This is a genomic window from Pseudomonas sp. S31 (assembly GCF_016648105.1).
Lineage (GTDB): Bacteria > Pseudomonadota > Gammaproteobacteria > Pseudomonadales > Pseudomonadaceae > Aquipseudomonas.
Genome location: NZ_JACVVE010000045.1, coordinates 1 through 16,170 on the forward strand (window position 1 = coordinate 1; position 16,170 = coordinate 16,170).

General features: G+C 65.1%; 17 protein-coding genes. 10 read left to right on the plus strand and 7 right to left on the minus strand.

Annotation, left to right across the window (positions count from 1 at the left end; translation table 11 throughout):
- Positions 1-227: 227 nt before the first annotated feature.
- The 4 genes from IAE37_RS24340 to IAE37_RS24355 are packed head-to-tail and all read right to left on the minus strand — an operon-like array spanning position 228 to position 1,891.
- The gene (locus IAE37_RS24340) at positions 228-431 is read right to left on the minus strand and encodes an SEC-C metal-binding domain-containing protein (protein WP_201177752.1); all 204 of its coding nucleotides are present in this window, start codon (positions 429-431) and stop codon (positions 228-230) included.
- Positions 432-438: 7 nt separating this feature from the next.
- Positions 439-915 (minus strand): LEA type 2 family protein, encoded by a 477-nt coding sequence (locus IAE37_RS24345; RefSeq protein ID WP_201177755.1) that lies wholly within the window; start codon positions 913-915, stop codon positions 439-441.
- 2 nt (positions 916-917) lie between these two features.
- Positions 918-1,394: a YchJ family protein gene (locus IAE37_RS24350; protein WP_201177757.1), complete on the minus strand. Its 477-nt coding sequence runs from the start codon at positions 1,392-1,394 to the stop codon at positions 918-920.
- A 2-nt stretch (positions 1,395-1,396) separates the two neighbouring features.
- Complete coding sequence (locus IAE37_RS24355; protein ID WP_201177759.1) at positions 1,397-1,891, minus strand: DUF6231 family protein; 495 nt, start codon at positions 1,889-1,891, stop codon at positions 1,397-1,399.
- A gap of 159 nt (positions 1,892-2,050) precedes the next feature.
- Between IAE37_RS24355 and IAE37_RS24360 the strand changes: the two genes are divergently transcribed.
- The 4 genes from IAE37_RS24360 to IAE37_RS24375 all read left to right on the plus strand — a co-directional run bounded on the left by IAE37_RS24360 (position 2,051) and on the right by IAE37_RS24375 (position 4,666).
- Positions 2,051-2,743, plus strand: coding sequence for an OmpA family protein (locus IAE37_RS24360; protein WP_201177761.1), 693 nt, complete (start codon positions 2,051-2,053; stop codon positions 2,741-2,743).
- An 88-nt stretch (positions 2,744-2,831) separates the two neighbouring features.
- A complete protein-coding gene (locus tag IAE37_RS24365; RefSeq protein ID WP_201177763.1) occupies positions 2,832-3,545 on the plus strand; it encodes an OmpA family protein in 714 nt (237 codons plus the stop codon).
- Between the two features lie 94 nt (positions 3,546-3,639).
- A complete protein-coding gene (locus IAE37_RS24370; protein ID WP_201177765.1) occupies positions 3,640-3,915 on the plus strand; it encodes a DUF1145 domain-containing protein in 276 nt (91 codons plus the stop codon).
- Positions 3,908-4,666, plus strand: coding sequence for a collagen-like protein (locus tag IAE37_RS24375; protein ID WP_201177767.1), 759 nt, complete (start codon positions 3,908-3,910; stop codon positions 4,664-4,666). The genes IAE37_RS24370 and IAE37_RS24375 overlap by 8 nt, the downstream gene beginning before the upstream one ends.
- A gap of 43 nt (positions 4,667-4,709) precedes the next feature.
- Here IAE37_RS24375 and IAE37_RS24380 read toward each other — a convergent pair whose 3' ends face one another.
- Entirely contained in the window at positions 4,710-5,174 is a 465-nt protein-coding gene (locus IAE37_RS24380; RefSeq protein WP_201177769.1) for a CopD family protein, read from the minus strand.
- 98 nt (positions 5,175-5,272) lie between these two features.
- Between IAE37_RS24380 and dinG the strand changes: the two genes are divergently transcribed.
- The 6 genes from dinG (at position 5,273) to IAE37_RS24410 (ending at position 13,579) form a co-directional block, all read left to right on the plus strand.
- Positions 5,273-7,417: an ATP-dependent DNA helicase DinG gene (dinG, locus tag IAE37_RS24385; protein ID WP_201177771.1), complete on the plus strand. Its 2,145-nt coding sequence runs from the start codon at positions 5,273-5,275 to the stop codon at positions 7,415-7,417.
- A gap of 130 nt (positions 7,418-7,547) precedes the next feature.
- Entirely contained in the window at positions 7,548-9,785 is a 2,238-nt protein-coding gene (locus IAE37_RS24390) for a beta-galactosidase (protein WP_201177773.1), read from the plus strand.
- A gap of 220 nt (positions 9,786-10,005) precedes the next feature.
- Positions 10,006-11,151 (plus strand): serine hydrolase domain-containing protein, encoded by a 1,146-nt coding sequence (locus IAE37_RS24395; RefSeq protein ID WP_201177775.1) that lies wholly within the window; start codon positions 10,006-10,008, stop codon positions 11,149-11,151.
- Positions 11,152-11,249: 98 nt separating this feature from the next.
- Positions 11,250-12,266, plus strand: coding sequence for an OmpA family protein (locus IAE37_RS24400; protein WP_201177777.1), 1,017 nt, complete (start codon positions 11,250-11,252; stop codon positions 12,264-12,266).
- 19 nt (positions 12,267-12,285) lie between these two features.
- Complete coding sequence (gene pdxH, locus IAE37_RS24405; protein ID WP_201177779.1) at positions 12,286-12,933, plus strand: pyridoxamine 5'-phosphate oxidase; 648 nt, start codon at positions 12,286-12,288, stop codon at positions 12,931-12,933.
- Between the two features lie 181 nt (positions 12,934-13,114).
- A complete protein-coding gene (locus IAE37_RS24410) occupies positions 13,115-13,579 on the plus strand; it encodes a glycine zipper 2TM domain-containing protein (RefSeq protein ID WP_133331800.1) in 465 nt (154 codons plus the stop codon).
- 61 nt (positions 13,580-13,640) lie between these two features.
- Here IAE37_RS24410 and IAE37_RS24415 read toward each other — a convergent pair whose 3' ends face one another.
- The gene (locus IAE37_RS24415) at positions 13,641-15,248 is read right to left on the minus strand and encodes an NAD(P)/FAD-dependent oxidoreductase (protein ID WP_201177781.1); all 1,608 of its coding nucleotides are present in this window, start codon (positions 15,246-15,248) and stop codon (positions 13,641-13,643) included.
- Positions 15,249-15,351: 103 nt separating this feature from the next.
- Positions 15,352-16,026, minus strand: a complete 675-nt coding sequence (locus tag IAE37_RS24420; protein ID WP_201177783.1) for a COG3650 family protein — start codon at positions 16,024-16,026, stop codon at positions 15,352-15,354.
- Positions 16,027-16,170: the final 144 nt, after the last annotated feature.

Sequence of the window (16,170 nt, forward strand, 5' to 3'; positions counted from 1 at the left end):
GCCGCCTTGTTTGTACGACACCATATCGAGGTGGACACCAAGGCGGTCGCGCGCGCCTGTCACCGACGTTACTGGCCCGAAACAAACGTAGGAGCGAGCGCAGCTCGCGATGCGCCGCGCGGGCGGCGCTCGATTTACGCGGCACTGCAAAACCCAAGGCAGGCACGGGAAAGCCGACATCCAGCTCCCCCGGCAGAACCCATGGAACTGGCACTATCGATCCGAAATCACGCCCCGTGGCACTTCTTGAACTTCTTCTGGCTGCCGCATGGGCACGGGTCGTTGCGGCCGACGTCCTTCAGGGCGTTGCGCACCGGCTCCTGGTGGCCGTGGTTGCAGTGCGGGCCGTGCACATGGCCATGATCGTGATCGTGGTGGTGATCATGATCGTGGTTGCAGTCGGGGCCATGGACATGGGGTTGCTGGGTCATTGCAGGGTTACTCCGGTATGAGATCGCCGGGCATTATCTCATCACTTCGCGACAAGTGCAGGCTCCGATGGATGATCAACCCGGTGTTCAGTTCGGCCTGCAGGCGATAGTGCAGCGGCTGCTGGCTCCTGAGCAGCTTGGCCAGTGGCTTGAGGTGCTGCCACAGGTTGGTCCGTGCGGTGATCTTGAAGGTGCGCTCGGCATGGCCGCCGACACTGCGCCACAAGCTGGCCTCGTCCTCGACCAGCAGCAGGTCGTTGAGACGTACCGAATAGCCCAGGTTGCGGATGAACAACCGGCTGTCGTTGGGGTTGACCACCTGCAGGTGCAGGACGAACTCCTGCTGGTGCAGCCGCGCCTTGACGGTCTCGACCCGCAGCAGGTGCACCTCGGGCTCGCGCCATTCACTGCCACCCCAGCTGGCACAACCTGCCAGCAGGCCCAGCAGGCCTGTGAGCAGGAAGGTGCGCAGCAGGGCCGCCATGCTCAGCTACCCACGTAGCTTGCGCAGCATTTCTTGAACTTCTGCCCGCTGGCGCAGGGGCACGGGTCGTTGCGTTGGGCGTGGAGCTTCACCGTCGGGTCGATGAAATACCAGCGCCCGGCACGCTGGACGAAAGCCGAGCGCTCATGATGCTGGTGGTCGCCTGCTTGGTCGTGCCAGCGTGCGGTGAAGGTGACGAAGGCGTGTTCGGGCTGGCCACCGAACACCTCGGCACCGTCCACCTCCAGCCCCAGCCAGGTGCTCTGGGCACTCCAGGCCGCCATGGCATCACGGTCCAGGCCGGGCTGCTGGGCCGGCAGGGTCGTGGCTACCAGGTAGTCGACCAACCCCAGCACGTACGCGCTGTAGCGTGAGCGCATCAAGGCCTGGGCATCCGGTGCCGCAGTACCGGCATGATAATGCCCGCAGCAGGCGTCGAGCAGGTTGCCACTGCCACAGGGGCAGACCGAGACACTCATCGTCACCACCAGTATTTGCCGAAGTTTTCAGGATTGGCCCAGAACTTGGCGTTGAGCCAGTCCGGGACCTGCTTGTAGTCGTGTAGATCATAGGTGAACAGGCTCAATTCCTGCTCGTCACGGCGAAATTTCTCGCTGGCCGACAGCGCCAGGGCGAAGAAGTCGGTGTCGTGCCAACCGCAGGCGGACAGGTCGGCCAGCACCGCTACCCGGTTGGCATTGAGATTGCGGATACCCCCCAGCAGTTCAAGCCCGCTGCGTTTGGGCAGGTGCTCCAGGCAGTCGATCAGGATCGCCAGGTCGAAGCGCTGCGCCGCCAGGTCTGCTGGCAGTGGGCCCGCAGCGGCGCTGGCGATATGCACGTCGGGATGCGCCTGGACAAAGGCGTCCAGGGCGGGGAAGCGTGAGCCTACCAGCAGCAAGCGGCTTGGGGTGAAGCGCTCCAGCAGGGCGGCCAGGGCTTGTTGCGGCGTGCGCTGGGAAAAACCGTCGGTCATTGCCAATCCTCGTTCAGGTAGGCCAAGACTAGCGGGGCTGACGCTGGCGGGCAAAGGGCATGTGACAGCCAGATGGCTTATTGCTGGCAGGGATCGATGACGCGGTCTTTACTCCCTCTGATCGGCCTCGTGCCGGTTCCCCCTAGGAGAAGCGACGAAATGAGCATAGTACGCACAGCGATCCCCCTGGTCCTGCTCACCAGTGTGTTGACTGGTTGTGCAGGTTTGCAAAAAACCGACTGGCCGAAGTGTGCTGCCGTCGGGGGCGTGGGCGGTGCCGCCCTGGGCGCCATCGAGAGTTCCAGCTGGGCCGGCTGGGGCGCGCTGCTCGGCGGCGGCCTGGCGGCCGGCTACTGCTGGTCCCACGGCGATGGCGACGAGGACGGTGATGGCGTGCCGGACAGCCGCGACAAGTGCCCCGGCACCCCGCGTGGCGTGCAGGTCGATGCCGATGGCTGCCCGCCGCCACCACCGCAACCGGCGCAGGAGGTCGTGGTGCAGAAGGAAGAAGTCATCGTCATCCGAGACGTGCGCTTCGAATTCGACTCGGCGCGCCTGACCGCTGGCGACAAGGAACGCCTGAACACTGTGGCCACGCGCTTGAAACAGGAAGCCCCGAGCGCTCGCCTGAGCGTGACCGGCCATACCGACAGCGTCGGTTCCGACAGCTACAACCAGAAGTTGTCAGAGCGTCGTGCCCACTCGGTGACCGATTACCTGGTCGAAAATGGTGTGCCGCGCAGCAGCTTCGTGTCGGTGGTGGGCGCTGGCGAGACCCAGCCGGTGGCGGACAATGCCACTGAAGAGGGCCGCGCCATGAACCGTCGCACCGAGATCAAGATCCAGCGTTGACGGCATGTGCCCGCGCCTTGAGAAGTGGCGCGGGCGCGTCTTTAATCCTGAGTAGCCGGTAGCGGCCGGCCACACAGGAGCATTCATCATGAGTGTCATGTCGAAGGCGGCATTGCCGTTGCTGTTGGCCTCTGGCCTGCTGGCGGGCTGTGCCACCCACAGCGATGGCAGCGCACCCCTCAATCAACGCACTTGGCCGATCTGCAGCCTGCTTGGCGGGCTGGTCGGTGGTGGCCTGGGCGCTATCGAGAGTTCCAGTTGGGCAGCCGGTGGTGGAGCCCTGGGTGCGATCGCCGGCGGCCTGATCTGCTATGCCCAGGATGGCGACGAGGATGGCGACGGCGTCTTCGATCGCCGTGACCGTTGTCCGGAGACACCGGCGAATACGCCGGTCGACCACATGGGCTGTCCATTGCCGCAATACCCGGCCTCCCAGCCCGTGCCCGAGCCCAAGGCCGAAGTCATCTCCCTCGACGACCAGGGGCAGGTGATGTTCGCGTTCAACTCTGCCGAACTGACACCCGCCAGCGAGCAGCGCCTGCAAAGCCTGCTGCCGCGCTTGCAGGAACTGGGCGTGACGCGCATCAGGGTGGTCGGCCATACCGACAGCGTCGGCTCCGACAGCTACAACCAGGCACTCTCCGAACGTCGGGCCAGCAGCGTCGCGCAGTACCTCATCAGCCAGGGACTGGCGCCGGACAAGGTGACCAGCCAGGGCCGCGGCGAAAGCGAGCCGATCGCCGACAACGACACCGAGGAAGGGCGCGCGCACAACCGGCGGGTCGACCTGCACCTCAACTGAAGCCTGGCGCAGGCCAGGGCGCTGCAGCCACTGCCGGTCGCTGGGCACGTTTGCTCGCGCCACGCTGGCATGACGGGAAAGAACGGGGGCAACCATGACGTTCATCCTTGGCCTGGGCAAGGCCTTGACGGTCGTGTTCTGGTGGGTGGTACTGGCCAATTGGCTGATGCCGCAGCCGCTACCGTTCAATCTGCTGATCAATGCCGCCGGCATCGCGTTGCTCGGCCTGCACGTGCTTGAAGTACTGTGTTTCAATGGCAGCCTGCGTGGCCGTAGCCACCGCTGGTTCGACCGTCTGCAAATCCTGCTGACGGGTATCTTCCATGTCATGTCCATCCCCCGTCCGCAGGAGCCGTCGAGTCGTGCGTAAACTGATGTTGCTGGCCGCACTGGCCGCCCCCCTGGCCCAGGCCGAAAGCCTGGACGTCGCTGCCAACTCGATGCTGCGCCTGTCGAACAAGTCGGCCAGCGTGCATCTCGAGCACCTGCGTGTGGCCGACTCGGCCACGCTGTTGCTGCCGGCCACGCTGACCGAGCTGCGCATCGACCAGCTCGAACTGGGCGAGAACGCCCGGATCGCCATCGCGCCATCCGACAGCCCGTTGCTGATCGAGGCGCGCACCGCACGCCTGGGGCAGGGCAGTGAGTTCAGCGCTCCCGGCGCGCCTGGCACGTACGAGCGTGCTGCCCGATCGGGGCGCAACCTCGACCTGAAACTCGATGAGCTCGACGCCGAGCGCCTGGCCATCGATGCCCGTGGCGGCGCTGGAGCTCCTGGTTATGTCGGCCTCGATGGTGCCAACGGCCGCGCCGGCGGCTGCACCTGGGGCCAGGCCAGCCGAGGCGCCAACGGCGATGACGGTGGCAACGGCCACGATGGCGCAGCCGGTGGGCGAATTCGCCTCAGCGTGCCGCAAGGTTTTGCCGAGGAGCGCATCGTGGTGCGCCTGGATGGCGGTGCCGCCGGCAAACCCGGGGCTGCGGGCAAGCCGGGCAAGGGCGGTGCGAGCAAGGGTTGCCTGGTATACAGCACCGATGCCGGCGCCAACGGGCGCCCAGGGCAGCCGGGCCAGCCTGGCCTGGCGGGCGCTGCCGGGGAACTGATCCTGCAACGCCTCTGAGTGGGGTTTCGACCCCGGGCGACCAGGCCCGGGGTTGGTGCGATCAGAGCAGGACGCGCGAACTGGCCAGTGCCACCACGGCCAGCCCCAGCAGCAGGTTGACGCCGACCATGCGCCGGATCCGCCCCAGCACGGCGGCGCCGGTGGCCCAGTCTTCATCCTGCACTGCGGTTTTCAGCTCGGGCAACAGCAACGCCTGGATGCGCATGAACAGCGCGAACATGGCGATGCCACCGCCGATCATCACCTGCACATAGCGCGGCGCGGTCTCGAAGCCGCTGAAACGCATGTGCAACATGCCGATACCACTTATCGCCAAAATGGCCACGGCCAACCAGACCCAGCCGAAGAAGCGTCGGAAAACTTCCACCCAAAGGCGCAACCGGGCAGGCCCCTCAAGGGCTGCAACCGTGGCCGGGCGCAGTACCAGCCAGGCGAAGAACATGCCGCCGACCCATACCAGGGCGGCCAGGACATGCAGTGTGTAGGGCAGGGCAAAGGCGAGCATCCGGATCTCCATGCGGCATAAAGGGCAATAGCGGGGTATGATAGCCGCCCCATGAGAAACACTGAAAATATATCCAGCCCTCCGGGCGCCTGCAGACCATGATCAGCAACGAACTCAAAGCCACCATCCAGGGCGCCTACTCGCGTTTTCTCGAAGCCAAGAGCCTCAAGCCGCGCTATGGCCAGCGCCTGATGATCGCCGAAGTCGCCAAGGTGCTGGGCGACATCGCCTGCGACGACGAGGGTCGCCGTGCCGGCGAGCCCGCCGTGGTGGCGGTTGAGGCGGGCACCGGTACCGGCAAGACGGTCGCCTACAGCCTGGCAGCGATCCCCGCCGCCAAGGCCGCCGGCAAACGCCTGGTGATCGCCACTGCCACCGTCGCCCTGCAGGAGCAGATCGTCTTCAAGGACCTGCCCGACCTGATGCGCAACAGCGGCCTCAACTTCAGCTTCTCGCTGGCCAAGGGGCGCGGCCGCTACCTGTGCCTGTCCAAGCTCGACATCCTGCTGCAGGAGGGCCATGCGCAATCGGCCACGGCCCAGCTGTTCGAGGAGGAAGGCTTCCACATCGAGGTCGACGAGCGCAGCCAGAAGCTGTTCAACAGCATGATCGAAAAGCTCGCCGGCAACCGTTGGGACGGTGACCGCGACAGCTGGCCCGAGGCCCTGGAAGACCAGGACTGGGCGCGCCTGACCACCGACCACAGCCAGTGCACCGGGCGCCATTGTCCGAACTTCCAGCAGTGCGTGTTCTACAAGGCGCGCGAAGGCATGGGCAAGGTCGATGTGATCGTCACCAACCATGACATGGTCCTGGCCGACCTGGCCCTGGGCGGCGGCGCGGTGCTGCCCGACCCGCGCGATACCATCTATGTATTCGACGAAGGCCACCATCTGCCGGACAAGGCCATCGGCCACTTCGCTCACTATTCACGGCTGCGCTCCACCGCCGACTGGCTCGAGCAGACCGCCAAGAACCTGACCAAGCTGCTGGCCCAGCACCCGCTGCCCGGCGACCTGGGCAAGCTGATCGAGCAGGTGCCGGAACTGGCGCGCGAGGTCCGTACCCAGCAACAGTTCATGTTCACCCTGTGCGAGCAGGTCGCCGACTTCCGTCCCGGCGAGGACACCGAAGGCCGCGAACGCCCACGCTACCGCTTCGAAGGCGGTGTGGTGCCGGAGCAGATGCGCGAGGTGGGCATCGAGTTGAAGAAGGGCTTCGCCCGGCTCAACGACCTGTTCACGCGCCTGGCCGACCTGCTCAAGGAAGGTATGGATGGCGAGGTCAATATCGGTATCGCCAGCCACCAGGCCGAGGAATGGTACCCATTGTTCGGCAGCCTGGTGACCCGTGCCCAGGGCAACTGGGAGCTGTGGACCGCCTTCACCGCCGAAGACCCGGAAGACAGCCCGCCGATGGCGCGCTGGTTGACCCTGGCCGAAAGTGGGGCGCTGTTCGACATCGAGGTCAACGCCAGCCCCATCCTGGCTGCCGAAATGCTCCGGCGCAGCCTGTGGAGCGTCGCCCATGGCGCCCTGGTCACCTCGGCGACGCTCACCGCCCTGGGCAAGTTCGACCGTTTTCGCATGCGTTCGGGGTTGCCACGCGATGCCGTGACCTGCGTGGTGCCGAGCCCCTTCGTGCATGGCGACGCCGGGCTGCTGCGAGTGCCGGACCTCAAGGCCGACCCTCGCGATGCGACCGCACACACTGCGGCGATCATCCGCGAACTGCCGCAGATCGTCGAGGAGGCTCGCGGTGCACTGGTGCTGTTCTCCTCGCGCAAACAGATGCAGGATGTGTTCGACGGCCTGGACCGTGACTGGCGCAAGCTGGTGCTGATCCAGGGCAACCTGTCCAAGCAGGAAACCCTCAACAAGCACAAGGCACGGGTCGACGACGGCCAGCACAGCGTGCTGTTCGGCCTGGCCAGTTTCGCCGAGGGTGTCGACCTGCCAGGTGCCTATTGCGAACACGTGGTGATCGCCAAGATTCCTTTCGCCGTGCCGGACGATCCGGTCGAGGCGGCCCTGGCCGAGTGGATCGAGGCGCGTGGCGGTAATCCGTTCATGGAAATCGCCGTGCCCGACGCTTCACTACGGCTGATCCAGGCCTGCGGGCGCCTGCTGCGGACCGAACAGGATCGCGGCGTCATCACCTTGCTCGACCGGCGCCTGGTCACCCAACGCTACGGCAAGGCTATCCTCAATGCGCTGCCGCCGTTCCGGCGGGAGATTAGCTGACGCGCGGAGCATGCTGCGACGGCGCGTTGTCCATCATTCAGTCGCGGGCCGCACAGGGATGCAGGGGCGTCGTTCGAAACGTCCCGTTCCGCGACATGCCTCAAGGCCCCGGAAGGAGACCCCCAGCCTTATGATCCGCCGCACCCTGCCATTGCTACTCGGCCTGTCGTTCAGCGCGCCATTGCTGGCCGCGAACCAGACGCTGTTCAGCTTCGTGCGCCCGGCCTCGGTGGTCAACGTGGTGACCGACAATACCGGGATGCCCCAGTACAACGCGGAGCAGACGGCCGAAGGCGAAGTGTTGCGGCGGGTGGTGTTCAACCCGGTCGAGCGGCCGACCCTGCGCTTGAGCCCGCAGCAGGGTGCCTGGGATTGGTCGACCGGGCAATTTCTCACTTTGCGCCTGCAGAGCGGCATGGACTGGGCGCTGACGGTGGATGTGACGGTGCAGGGCAGCGATGGCCGCAGCCTGACCAGCCGCGTTGACCTGCCAGCGGGGCCGGCGCAGACGGTGATGGTGCCGCTCAGGGCCAGCTCGCCGTTGAGCCAGGGCATGCGTGCCGGGCCGCCGATGCCCTGGATGCATGAAGGCCAGCGGCTGTTGTTGGCCAGCAGCGCCGGGGAGGTCGACCTCAAGCAGGTGGTGGCCGTCAGCCTGAGCATTCCTGGGCCCAAGGTGGCCCAGAGCCTGTTGATCGAGAAGGTCGGCGTGCAGGATGACGAGCTTGCCTACAAGGCTGTCTACCAGGGCTTGATCGACGGCTATGGCCAATCCACCCGCGCCCGCTGGCCGGAGAAGATCGCCAACGACGATCAGCTCAAGGCGGCGGGCAACCGTGAACAGCAGCAGCTCAAGGCTTGGCTGGCCGAGCGTGGCAAGCAGAAATTGGATACTTACGGCGGAATCGTCGCAGGGCCGGCGTTCGAGGCGCAGGGTTTTTTCCGTACTGAAAAACGTGACGGCCGCTGGTACCTGGTCACACCCGAAGGTCATCCGTTCTATTCCCTGGGCGTCAACGCCGTGACCGCCAGCGACGGGCGCACCTATGTCACTGGCCGTGAGGCGATGTTCCAGGGCCTGCCGGTCGAAGGTGATGCCCTGGCAGCTTTCTATGGCGAGGGCAACAACGACGATGGCAATGCCTCGTCCCAGGGCCGCAATTTCAAGCAGGGGCGCTGGTTCGACTTCTACGCTGCCAACCTTCAGCGCACCTACGGCAAACCCTGCCCGGGCAATACCACCGAGCCGACACCTGCAGCCTGCCCGCCAGCGGCGTTGGACGCCGAGCGCTGGCAGGGCCATACCCTGGACCGCTTGCAGGCCTGGGGCTTCAATACCCTGGGCAATTGGAGCGACCCGGCGCTGGGCCAGACCCAGCGCATGGCGTACACCCTGCCACTGTCGATCGTCGGCGACTACGCCAGCATCAGCACCGGCATGGATTGGTGGGGACGCATGCCCGACCCGTTCGACCCGCGCTTCGCCATGGCTACCGAGCGGGCTGTGGCCATCGCCGCGCGCGATCATCGCGACGACCCCTGGTTGATCGGTTACTTCGCCGACAACGAACTGGCCTGGGCGGCGCCCGGCGACGACCCCAAGGCGCGTTATGGCTTGGCCTACGGGACCTTGCGCCTGACCACCGATGTGCCCGCCAAACGCGCCTTCCTCAAGCAGTTGCGCGACAAGTACCGCAACCAGCAAGGCCTGTCCAAGGCCTGGGGCATCGACTTGCAGGCCTGGGAACTGATGGAGGACCCAGGCTTCGAGGCGCCGCTGCCCGACCCGGCCCACCCGGAGATCGAGCGGGACTTCCAGCATTTCCAGCAGACGTTCGCCGAAACCTACTTCAAGACCATTTCCGATGCACTGAAATGGCACGCTCCCAATCATCTCCTGCTGGGCGGCCGCTATGCCGTGAGCACACCGGAAGCGGTCAAGGCCTGTGCCGAGTTCTGTGATGTGCTGAGTTTCAATTTCTATACCCTCAAGCCCGAGGATGGCTACGACTTCGCGCGCCTGGCAGAGCTGGACAAGCCTGTGCTGGTGAGCGAATTCCAGTTCGGCTCGCGCGATCGCGGGCCATTCTGGCCGGGGCCGCTGGAAGTACCGCGGGAGGAGGACCGTGGGCCTGCCTATGGCAATTTCCTCAAGGCTGCCCTGGCGCAGCCGATGATCGTCGGCGCGCACTGGTTCCAGTACCTCGACCAACCGGCCAGTGGACGCCTGCTCGACGGTGAGAATGGTCACCTGGGGCTGGTGGCGATCACCGACCTGCCTTATGCCGGCTTCGTCGATGCGGTGCGCAAGGCCAACCAGCAGACCCTCGATCATTTGCGCGGGCAGCTGGTCAAGCCGGCACCGTGAGCTCGCTGTGGTGCGCCCGCTCCGACAATTGCATTGTTGTAGGAGCGGCCGCATACCGCGAAAGGGCCGCAAAGCGGCCCCCGGCGATCTCACCTGAACAGTACCGCAGCCTCTGCGGAACTTTTTACTTGCGACCTTCCAGCTAGAGCCAGTTTGCAAACGGCTCAACTACTGAAACAATGCATGCCTTTGCCAGCAAGGTCGGATGGAGTACTAGCGGGTGCAGATCCAGGGTCACTATGAGCTGAAGTTCGAGGCGGTGCGCGATGCGTTCGCCGAGTTGTTCGAAGATCCCCAGGAGCGTGGAGCGGCGTTGTGCATCCAGGTCGGCGGCGAGACCGTCATCGACTTGTGGGCTGGCAGCGCCGACAAGGACGGCCAGCAGGCCTGGCACAGCGACACTATCGCCAACCTGTTCTCCTGCACCAAGACCTTTGCCGCCGTTACCGCGCTGCAACTGGTCGGTGAGGGCAAGTTGGCGCTGGATACCCCGGTGGTGCGTTATTGGCCCGAGTTCGCCCAGGCCGGCAAACAGGGCATCACCTTGCGTCAGTTGCTCAGCCACCGCGCCGGCCTACCGGCCATCCGCGAGCTGCTGCCGGCCGAAGCCCTGTACGACTGGCAGACCATGGTCGATGCCCTGGCCGCCGAAACCCCCTGGTGGACCCCGGGTAGCGAACATGGCTACGCGGCGATCACCTATGGCTGGCTGATCGGTGAGTTGATCCGCCGCGCCGATGGCCGTGGCCCCGGTGATTCGATCGTGGCCCGGACCGCCCGCCCCCTGGGGCTGGACTTCCACGTCGGCCTGGCGGACGAGGAATTCTACCGTGTGGCGCATATCGCCCGCGGCAAAGGCAACCCAGGTGACGCGGCGGCCCAGCGTCTGCTGCAGGTGACCATGCGCGAGCCTGAAGCCCTGTCGACCCGGGCGTTCACCAATCCGCCGGCGATTCTCACCAGTACCAACAAGCCAGAATGGCGGCGCATGCAGCAGCCTGCGGCCAACGGCCACGGCAATGCACGCAGCCTGGCCGGGTTCTATGCCGGCCTGCTCGACGGCAGCCTGCTCGAATCGGAGCTGCTCGATGAGCTGACCCGCGAGCACAGCCTCGGCCAAGACCGCACCCTGCTGACCCAGACCCGCTTTGGCCTAGGTTGCATGCTCGATCAGCCGGATGTGGCCAATGCCACCTTTGGCCTGGGGGCGCGTGCTTTCGGGCATCCAGGGGCGGGTGGCTCGGTCGGTTTCGCCGACCCGGAGCACGACGTCGCCTTCGGTTTCGTGGTCAATACCCTCGGCCCCTATGTGCTGATGGACCCGAGAGCGCAGAAGTTGGTGCGCGTGTTGGGCGATTGCCTTTGATCGGGTAATGCGGGTATTGGCCCAGCCCTTTGACTATCCTCAATGCCAACGCCTGAACGCGCGGGCAAAATTCCTTTCATTTTCATGGTGTATCGCTGATGTCTTCACACAAAACCTTAGCACTAGCCCTGTGCCTGACCGCCATGACCGGTTGCGCCAGCCACTCCCAGGACGGTTCCAAGGAGGGCGGCCTGAGCTGGTGGCCATTCGGTTCGGACAAGGTCGCCGACCAGGAAGTGAAAGCGGCGGTCACCGAGAAGGTGGCCAAGGCAGAAGCCAAATCCGAGGCCAAGGCTGAAAGCGCTGGCCACTGGTGGTGGCCGTTCGGCGGTGAAGACAAGCAAGCCAAGGTCGCAGCGGTGCCGAAGATCGACCAGAAGGCTACCCAGGCCTGGCTCGACGAGTACGAGCCCAAACTGCGTGAAGCGATCAAGGACAGCAAGCTGGAGCTGGAGCGCCGCGACAACGTGCTGGCGGTGACCCTGCCGGTGGATGGCTCCTACAACCCTGATCGTCCGAACATGCTGCTGCCCATGAGCCTGGGGCCGATCACCCGCGTGGCGAAAACCGTCGAGGGCGACAGCAAGACCGCCGTGTTGATCCTCGGCCACGCTGACAGCAGTGGCGTCGTCACCGCCAACCAGAAGCTCAGCCTGGAGCGTGCCGCCTCGGTCTCGGCGATTTTCCGCCTCAGCGGCCTACAACGTGACCGCCTGATGCTCAAGGGCATGGGCTCGGAAATGCCACGTGCCGCCAACGACAGCGCCGAAGGCCGTGCGCTGAACCGCCGGGTGGAAATGCTGCTTACCCCGCAGAACACCATGGTCGCGCTGATTGCCAGGTACCAGACTCCTGGCTCGTCGGCTGCAGCCACGATGGTCGCGGCGCAGAACGTCCAGGCACCGGCTACCAAGGTTGCCGAGAGCAAGGCCAGCACCAAGGCCAAGGCAGGTACCAAGGCCGCAGCCAAGCCTGCGGCGAAGAAAACCGTCGCCAAGTCCAAGGCGCCGGCCAAGGCCGCTGCCAAGAAAAAGGCCGCGCCCGCCAAGGCAGCGACCAAGAAGGCCACCACGGACAACAAGGTAGCCGCCAACACCCCGGCGAAGGCCAACTGATCTCCAAGGAAGCGTAGTGATGACCCAATCCCTGGCCGATATGCGCCGCGACTACACCCGTGATGGCCTGGCCGAAGCCCAAGCCCCGGGTGAGCCGTTCGCTCTGTTCCAGCAGTGGTTTGCCGACGCGGTGAAGACCGAGCAGCCACCGGTGGAGGCCAATGCCATGACTCTGGCCACCGTCGATGGCGAAGGTCGGCCGCATTGCCGGGTTTTGTTGCTGAAGGGGCTCGATGAGCGCGGGTTCACCTTCTTCACCAACTACGACAGCGCCAAGGGCCAGCAACTGCTGGCCAACCCCTTCGCCGCGATGACCTTCTTCTGGCCAGCGCTGGAGCGGCAGGTGCGTATCGAGGGGCGAGTGGAAAAGGTCACGGCCAAGGAGTCGGACGATTACTACCAGGTACGCCCGTTGGGCAGCCGCCTGGGCGCCTGGGCATCGCCGCAGAGCCGGGTGATTGCCGACCGCGAGGAGCTTCAGGGCCTGGTCAAGGCCACCGAAGCACGCTTCAGCGACACTCAGCCGCACTGCCCCGAGCATTGGGGCGGCTACCGCCTGCTGCCCGAGCGTATCGAGTTCTGGCAGGGGCGGGCGAGCCGTCTGCACGATCGCCTGAACTATCGTTTGGTCGATGGTCGTTGGCTGCGTGAGCGCCTCGCACCTTGATGTCGAGGCGAGCTTCATCGTGATGGTGCAATCCGCGTCTATCCTTGGTCAAACGTTGCAGGCTGCTGGTGGCCCGTCAGGGCTGTACAGTGGCTGAATGAAACTGAATTTGTTACGTGTGTCTCGTGACACCTGGCTGTCTGCGGCGTCTAATGGACACCTGACCCAAGGAGATTTCCCAATGCGTAAATCCGCTTTGCTGGTGGCGAGCTTCACCGCCATGTCGCTGTTGTTGGGAGGCTGTGCCTCGAACCTGTCTGGCGACAGCTACTCCCGTGATGAGGCCCGTCGCGTGCAGACCGTGCGCATGGGCACCATCGAATCCCTGCGCCCGGTCAAGATCGAAGGCACCAAGACCCCGATCGGTGGTGGCGCAGGTGCCGTTGTCGGTGGTGTGGCCGGTAGCGCCATTGGCGGTGGCCGCGGCAGCATCGTGGCTGCAGTGATCGGTGCCGTCGCGGGTGGCCTGGCAGGCTCCGCCGCCGAGGAAGGCCTGACCCGTACCCAGGGTGTCGAGATCACCGTGCGCGAGGACGACGGCAGCATGCGCGCGTACGTCCAGGCGGTACAGGAAAACGAAATCTTCCGGGTTGGCGATCGCGTGCGCATCATGACCGTGGATGGCACCAGCCGCGTCTCTCACTGATTGCGGCAAGGCAAAAAGAAACCCCGATTGGCGTGGCCAGTCGGGGTTTCTTTTTGCTGCCTTACAAACCGAGCATATCCCGCGCCACCGCCTCGGCGATGCGAATGCCATCGACACCGGCCGAAAGAATCCCACCGGCATAACCTGCCCCTTCGCCTGCAGGGAACAGCCCCTTGAGGTTCAGGCTCTGGTAGTCCTCGCCACGGGTGATGCGCAGCGGCGAGGACGTGCGCGTCTCGATCCCGGTGAGCACCGCGTCGTGCAGGTTGTAGCCCTTGATCTGGCGGTCGAACGCCGGCAGCGCCTCGCGGATCGCCTCGATGGCGAAGTCCGGCAGGCTCGGCGCCAGGTCGCCCAGGGTCACGCCTGGCTTGTATGAAGGCTCGACACTGCCGATGGCGGTGGACGGCTTGCCGGCGACGAAGTCGCCGACCAGTTGCGCCGGCGCCTGGTAGTTGCTACCGCCCATGACATAGGCATGGGCCTCGAGACGCTCCTGCAGTTCGATCCCCGCCAACGGGCCGCCTGGGTAGTCGCGCTCCGGGTCGATGCCGACGACGATGCCGGAGTTGGCGTTACGCTCGTTACGCGAGTACTGGCTCATGCCGTTGGTGACCACGCGGCCAGGCTCGCTGGTAGCGGCGACCACGGTGCCGCCTGGGCACATGCAGAAGCTGTAGACCGAGCGGCCGTTCTTGGCGTGGTACACCAGCTTGTAGTCGGCAGCACCGAGTTTTGGGTGGCCGGCGTATTTGCCCAGGCGCGCCTTGTCGATCAGCGTCTGCGGGTGCTCGATCCGGAAGCCCACCGAGAATGGCTTGGCTTCCATGTACACGCCCTTGGCGTGGAGCATGCGGAACGTGTCGCGGGCACTGTGGCCCAGGGCCAGGACCACATGTCGGGAGTGCAGCTGTTCGCCACTCTCCAGCACCACACCGGTCAGTTGGCCATCGTCGACCAGCAGGTCGGTGACCTTCTGCTGGAAACGCACTTCGGCGCCCAGGGCAATCATGTCCTGGCGCATCTGCTCGACCATGCCGGTCAGGCGGAAGGTACCGATGTGCGGCTTGTTGATGTAGAGGATCTCATCCGGCGCGCCAGCCTTGACGAATTCCTCCAGCACCTTGCGCCCGTGATGCTGCGGGTCCTTGATCTGGCTGTACAGCTTGCCGTCGGAGAAGGTCCCGGCACCGCCCTCGCCGAACTGCACGTTGGATTCGGGGTTGAGCACGCTCTTGCGCCACAGGCCCCAGGTGTCCTTGGTGCGCTGACGGACTTCCTTGCCACGCTCGAGGATGATCGGCTTGAAGCCCATCTGCGCCAGCAACAGCCCGGCGAAGATGCCGCAGGGGCCGAAGCCGACCACGATCGGGCGTTCCTGCAGGTTTTCAGGGGCCTGGCCGACGAATTTGTAGCGCGTGTCCGGAGCGACACCGATGTTGCGATCGTCTGCGAACTTGCGCAGCAGTTCGGCTTCGTTGCTGGTTTCGAGATCGATGGTGTAGATGAACAGCAGCTCGCTGTTCTTCTTGCGTGCATCGTAGCTGCGCTTGAACAGGGTGAAGCCGAGCAGTTGCTCGTCGCTGATACCCAGGCGCTCGACGATGGCTTCGCGCAGCGCTTCGTCGGGATGGTCCAGGGGCAGCTTCAGTTCGGTGATTCGTAGCATGGCAGGGTCCAGTATCCCGGCCATGAACGGCCGGCGGCTTTACACAAACCGCCAAGTATAAGCTGTTCACCGCCCTGACTGGCAGGATAAAAGTGTCCGGCGATCAGTTGTCGCGCGCGCCACCGTAGTAGCCACAGCCCTGCAAGGTCTGGCCGTCGATGCGCAGTTCGGCGCGCAGGTGGCTGACCGCGCCGCTGGCGCTGTCGACGCAGCGCTGCGGGGCGACCCACAGTTCCACGCGCTCGCCGTTGGCTTCGCTGGACAGGGTCAGGCCGCCGCCTGGGATTTCTTCTTCGAGGAACGGCAGTGGCAGTGGGTCCTTGCCGGGGCGTTCGATGACCATTCCGCGACCGCTGGCCTTGACTGCCCAGAAGGGTTCGTTGCCGCTGGCACGCAGGGTCAGCTGCTTGAAGTTGGGGTCGTCGCAGCCTTGTGGCGACGGCGTCAGGCGGTACAGTTCGCGGACATCGAGCTGGCCGTCGGTGGTGGCCTGCTTGCTGCCGGTCAGGCGCCCGCGCACATCGGCGAACAGCTTGGCGTTGGCATCCTTGGCGAGGTTGGCGGCTTCCTGGAGGATGCCAGTGCCAGCGGCATCGTTGATCACGAAGCGGCGGCTTTCGGTGCAGGGCTTGAACAGCAGTTGGCCGCCCCCGGCGCTTAGTTCACCCTGCATGCGCGTAGTGCCGATGTTCGGGTCGGTCGGTTTGTCTGCCAGCAGCTGGCAGCCGCCGAACAGGGGCAGCAGGGCGGTCAGCAGCAGGGTAGGGGTGAGGCGCATGGGGCGGGCTCCGGAGAATCTTTGCCAAAGAGCTGGCCACGTTACTCAGGCTGGGCGGCGATCACAAGTTTTGGGTGGCCTGTGCCGGCCTCTTCGCGGGTAAACCCGCTCCTACAGGTACCGTGCTGTCCTGTAGGAGCGGGT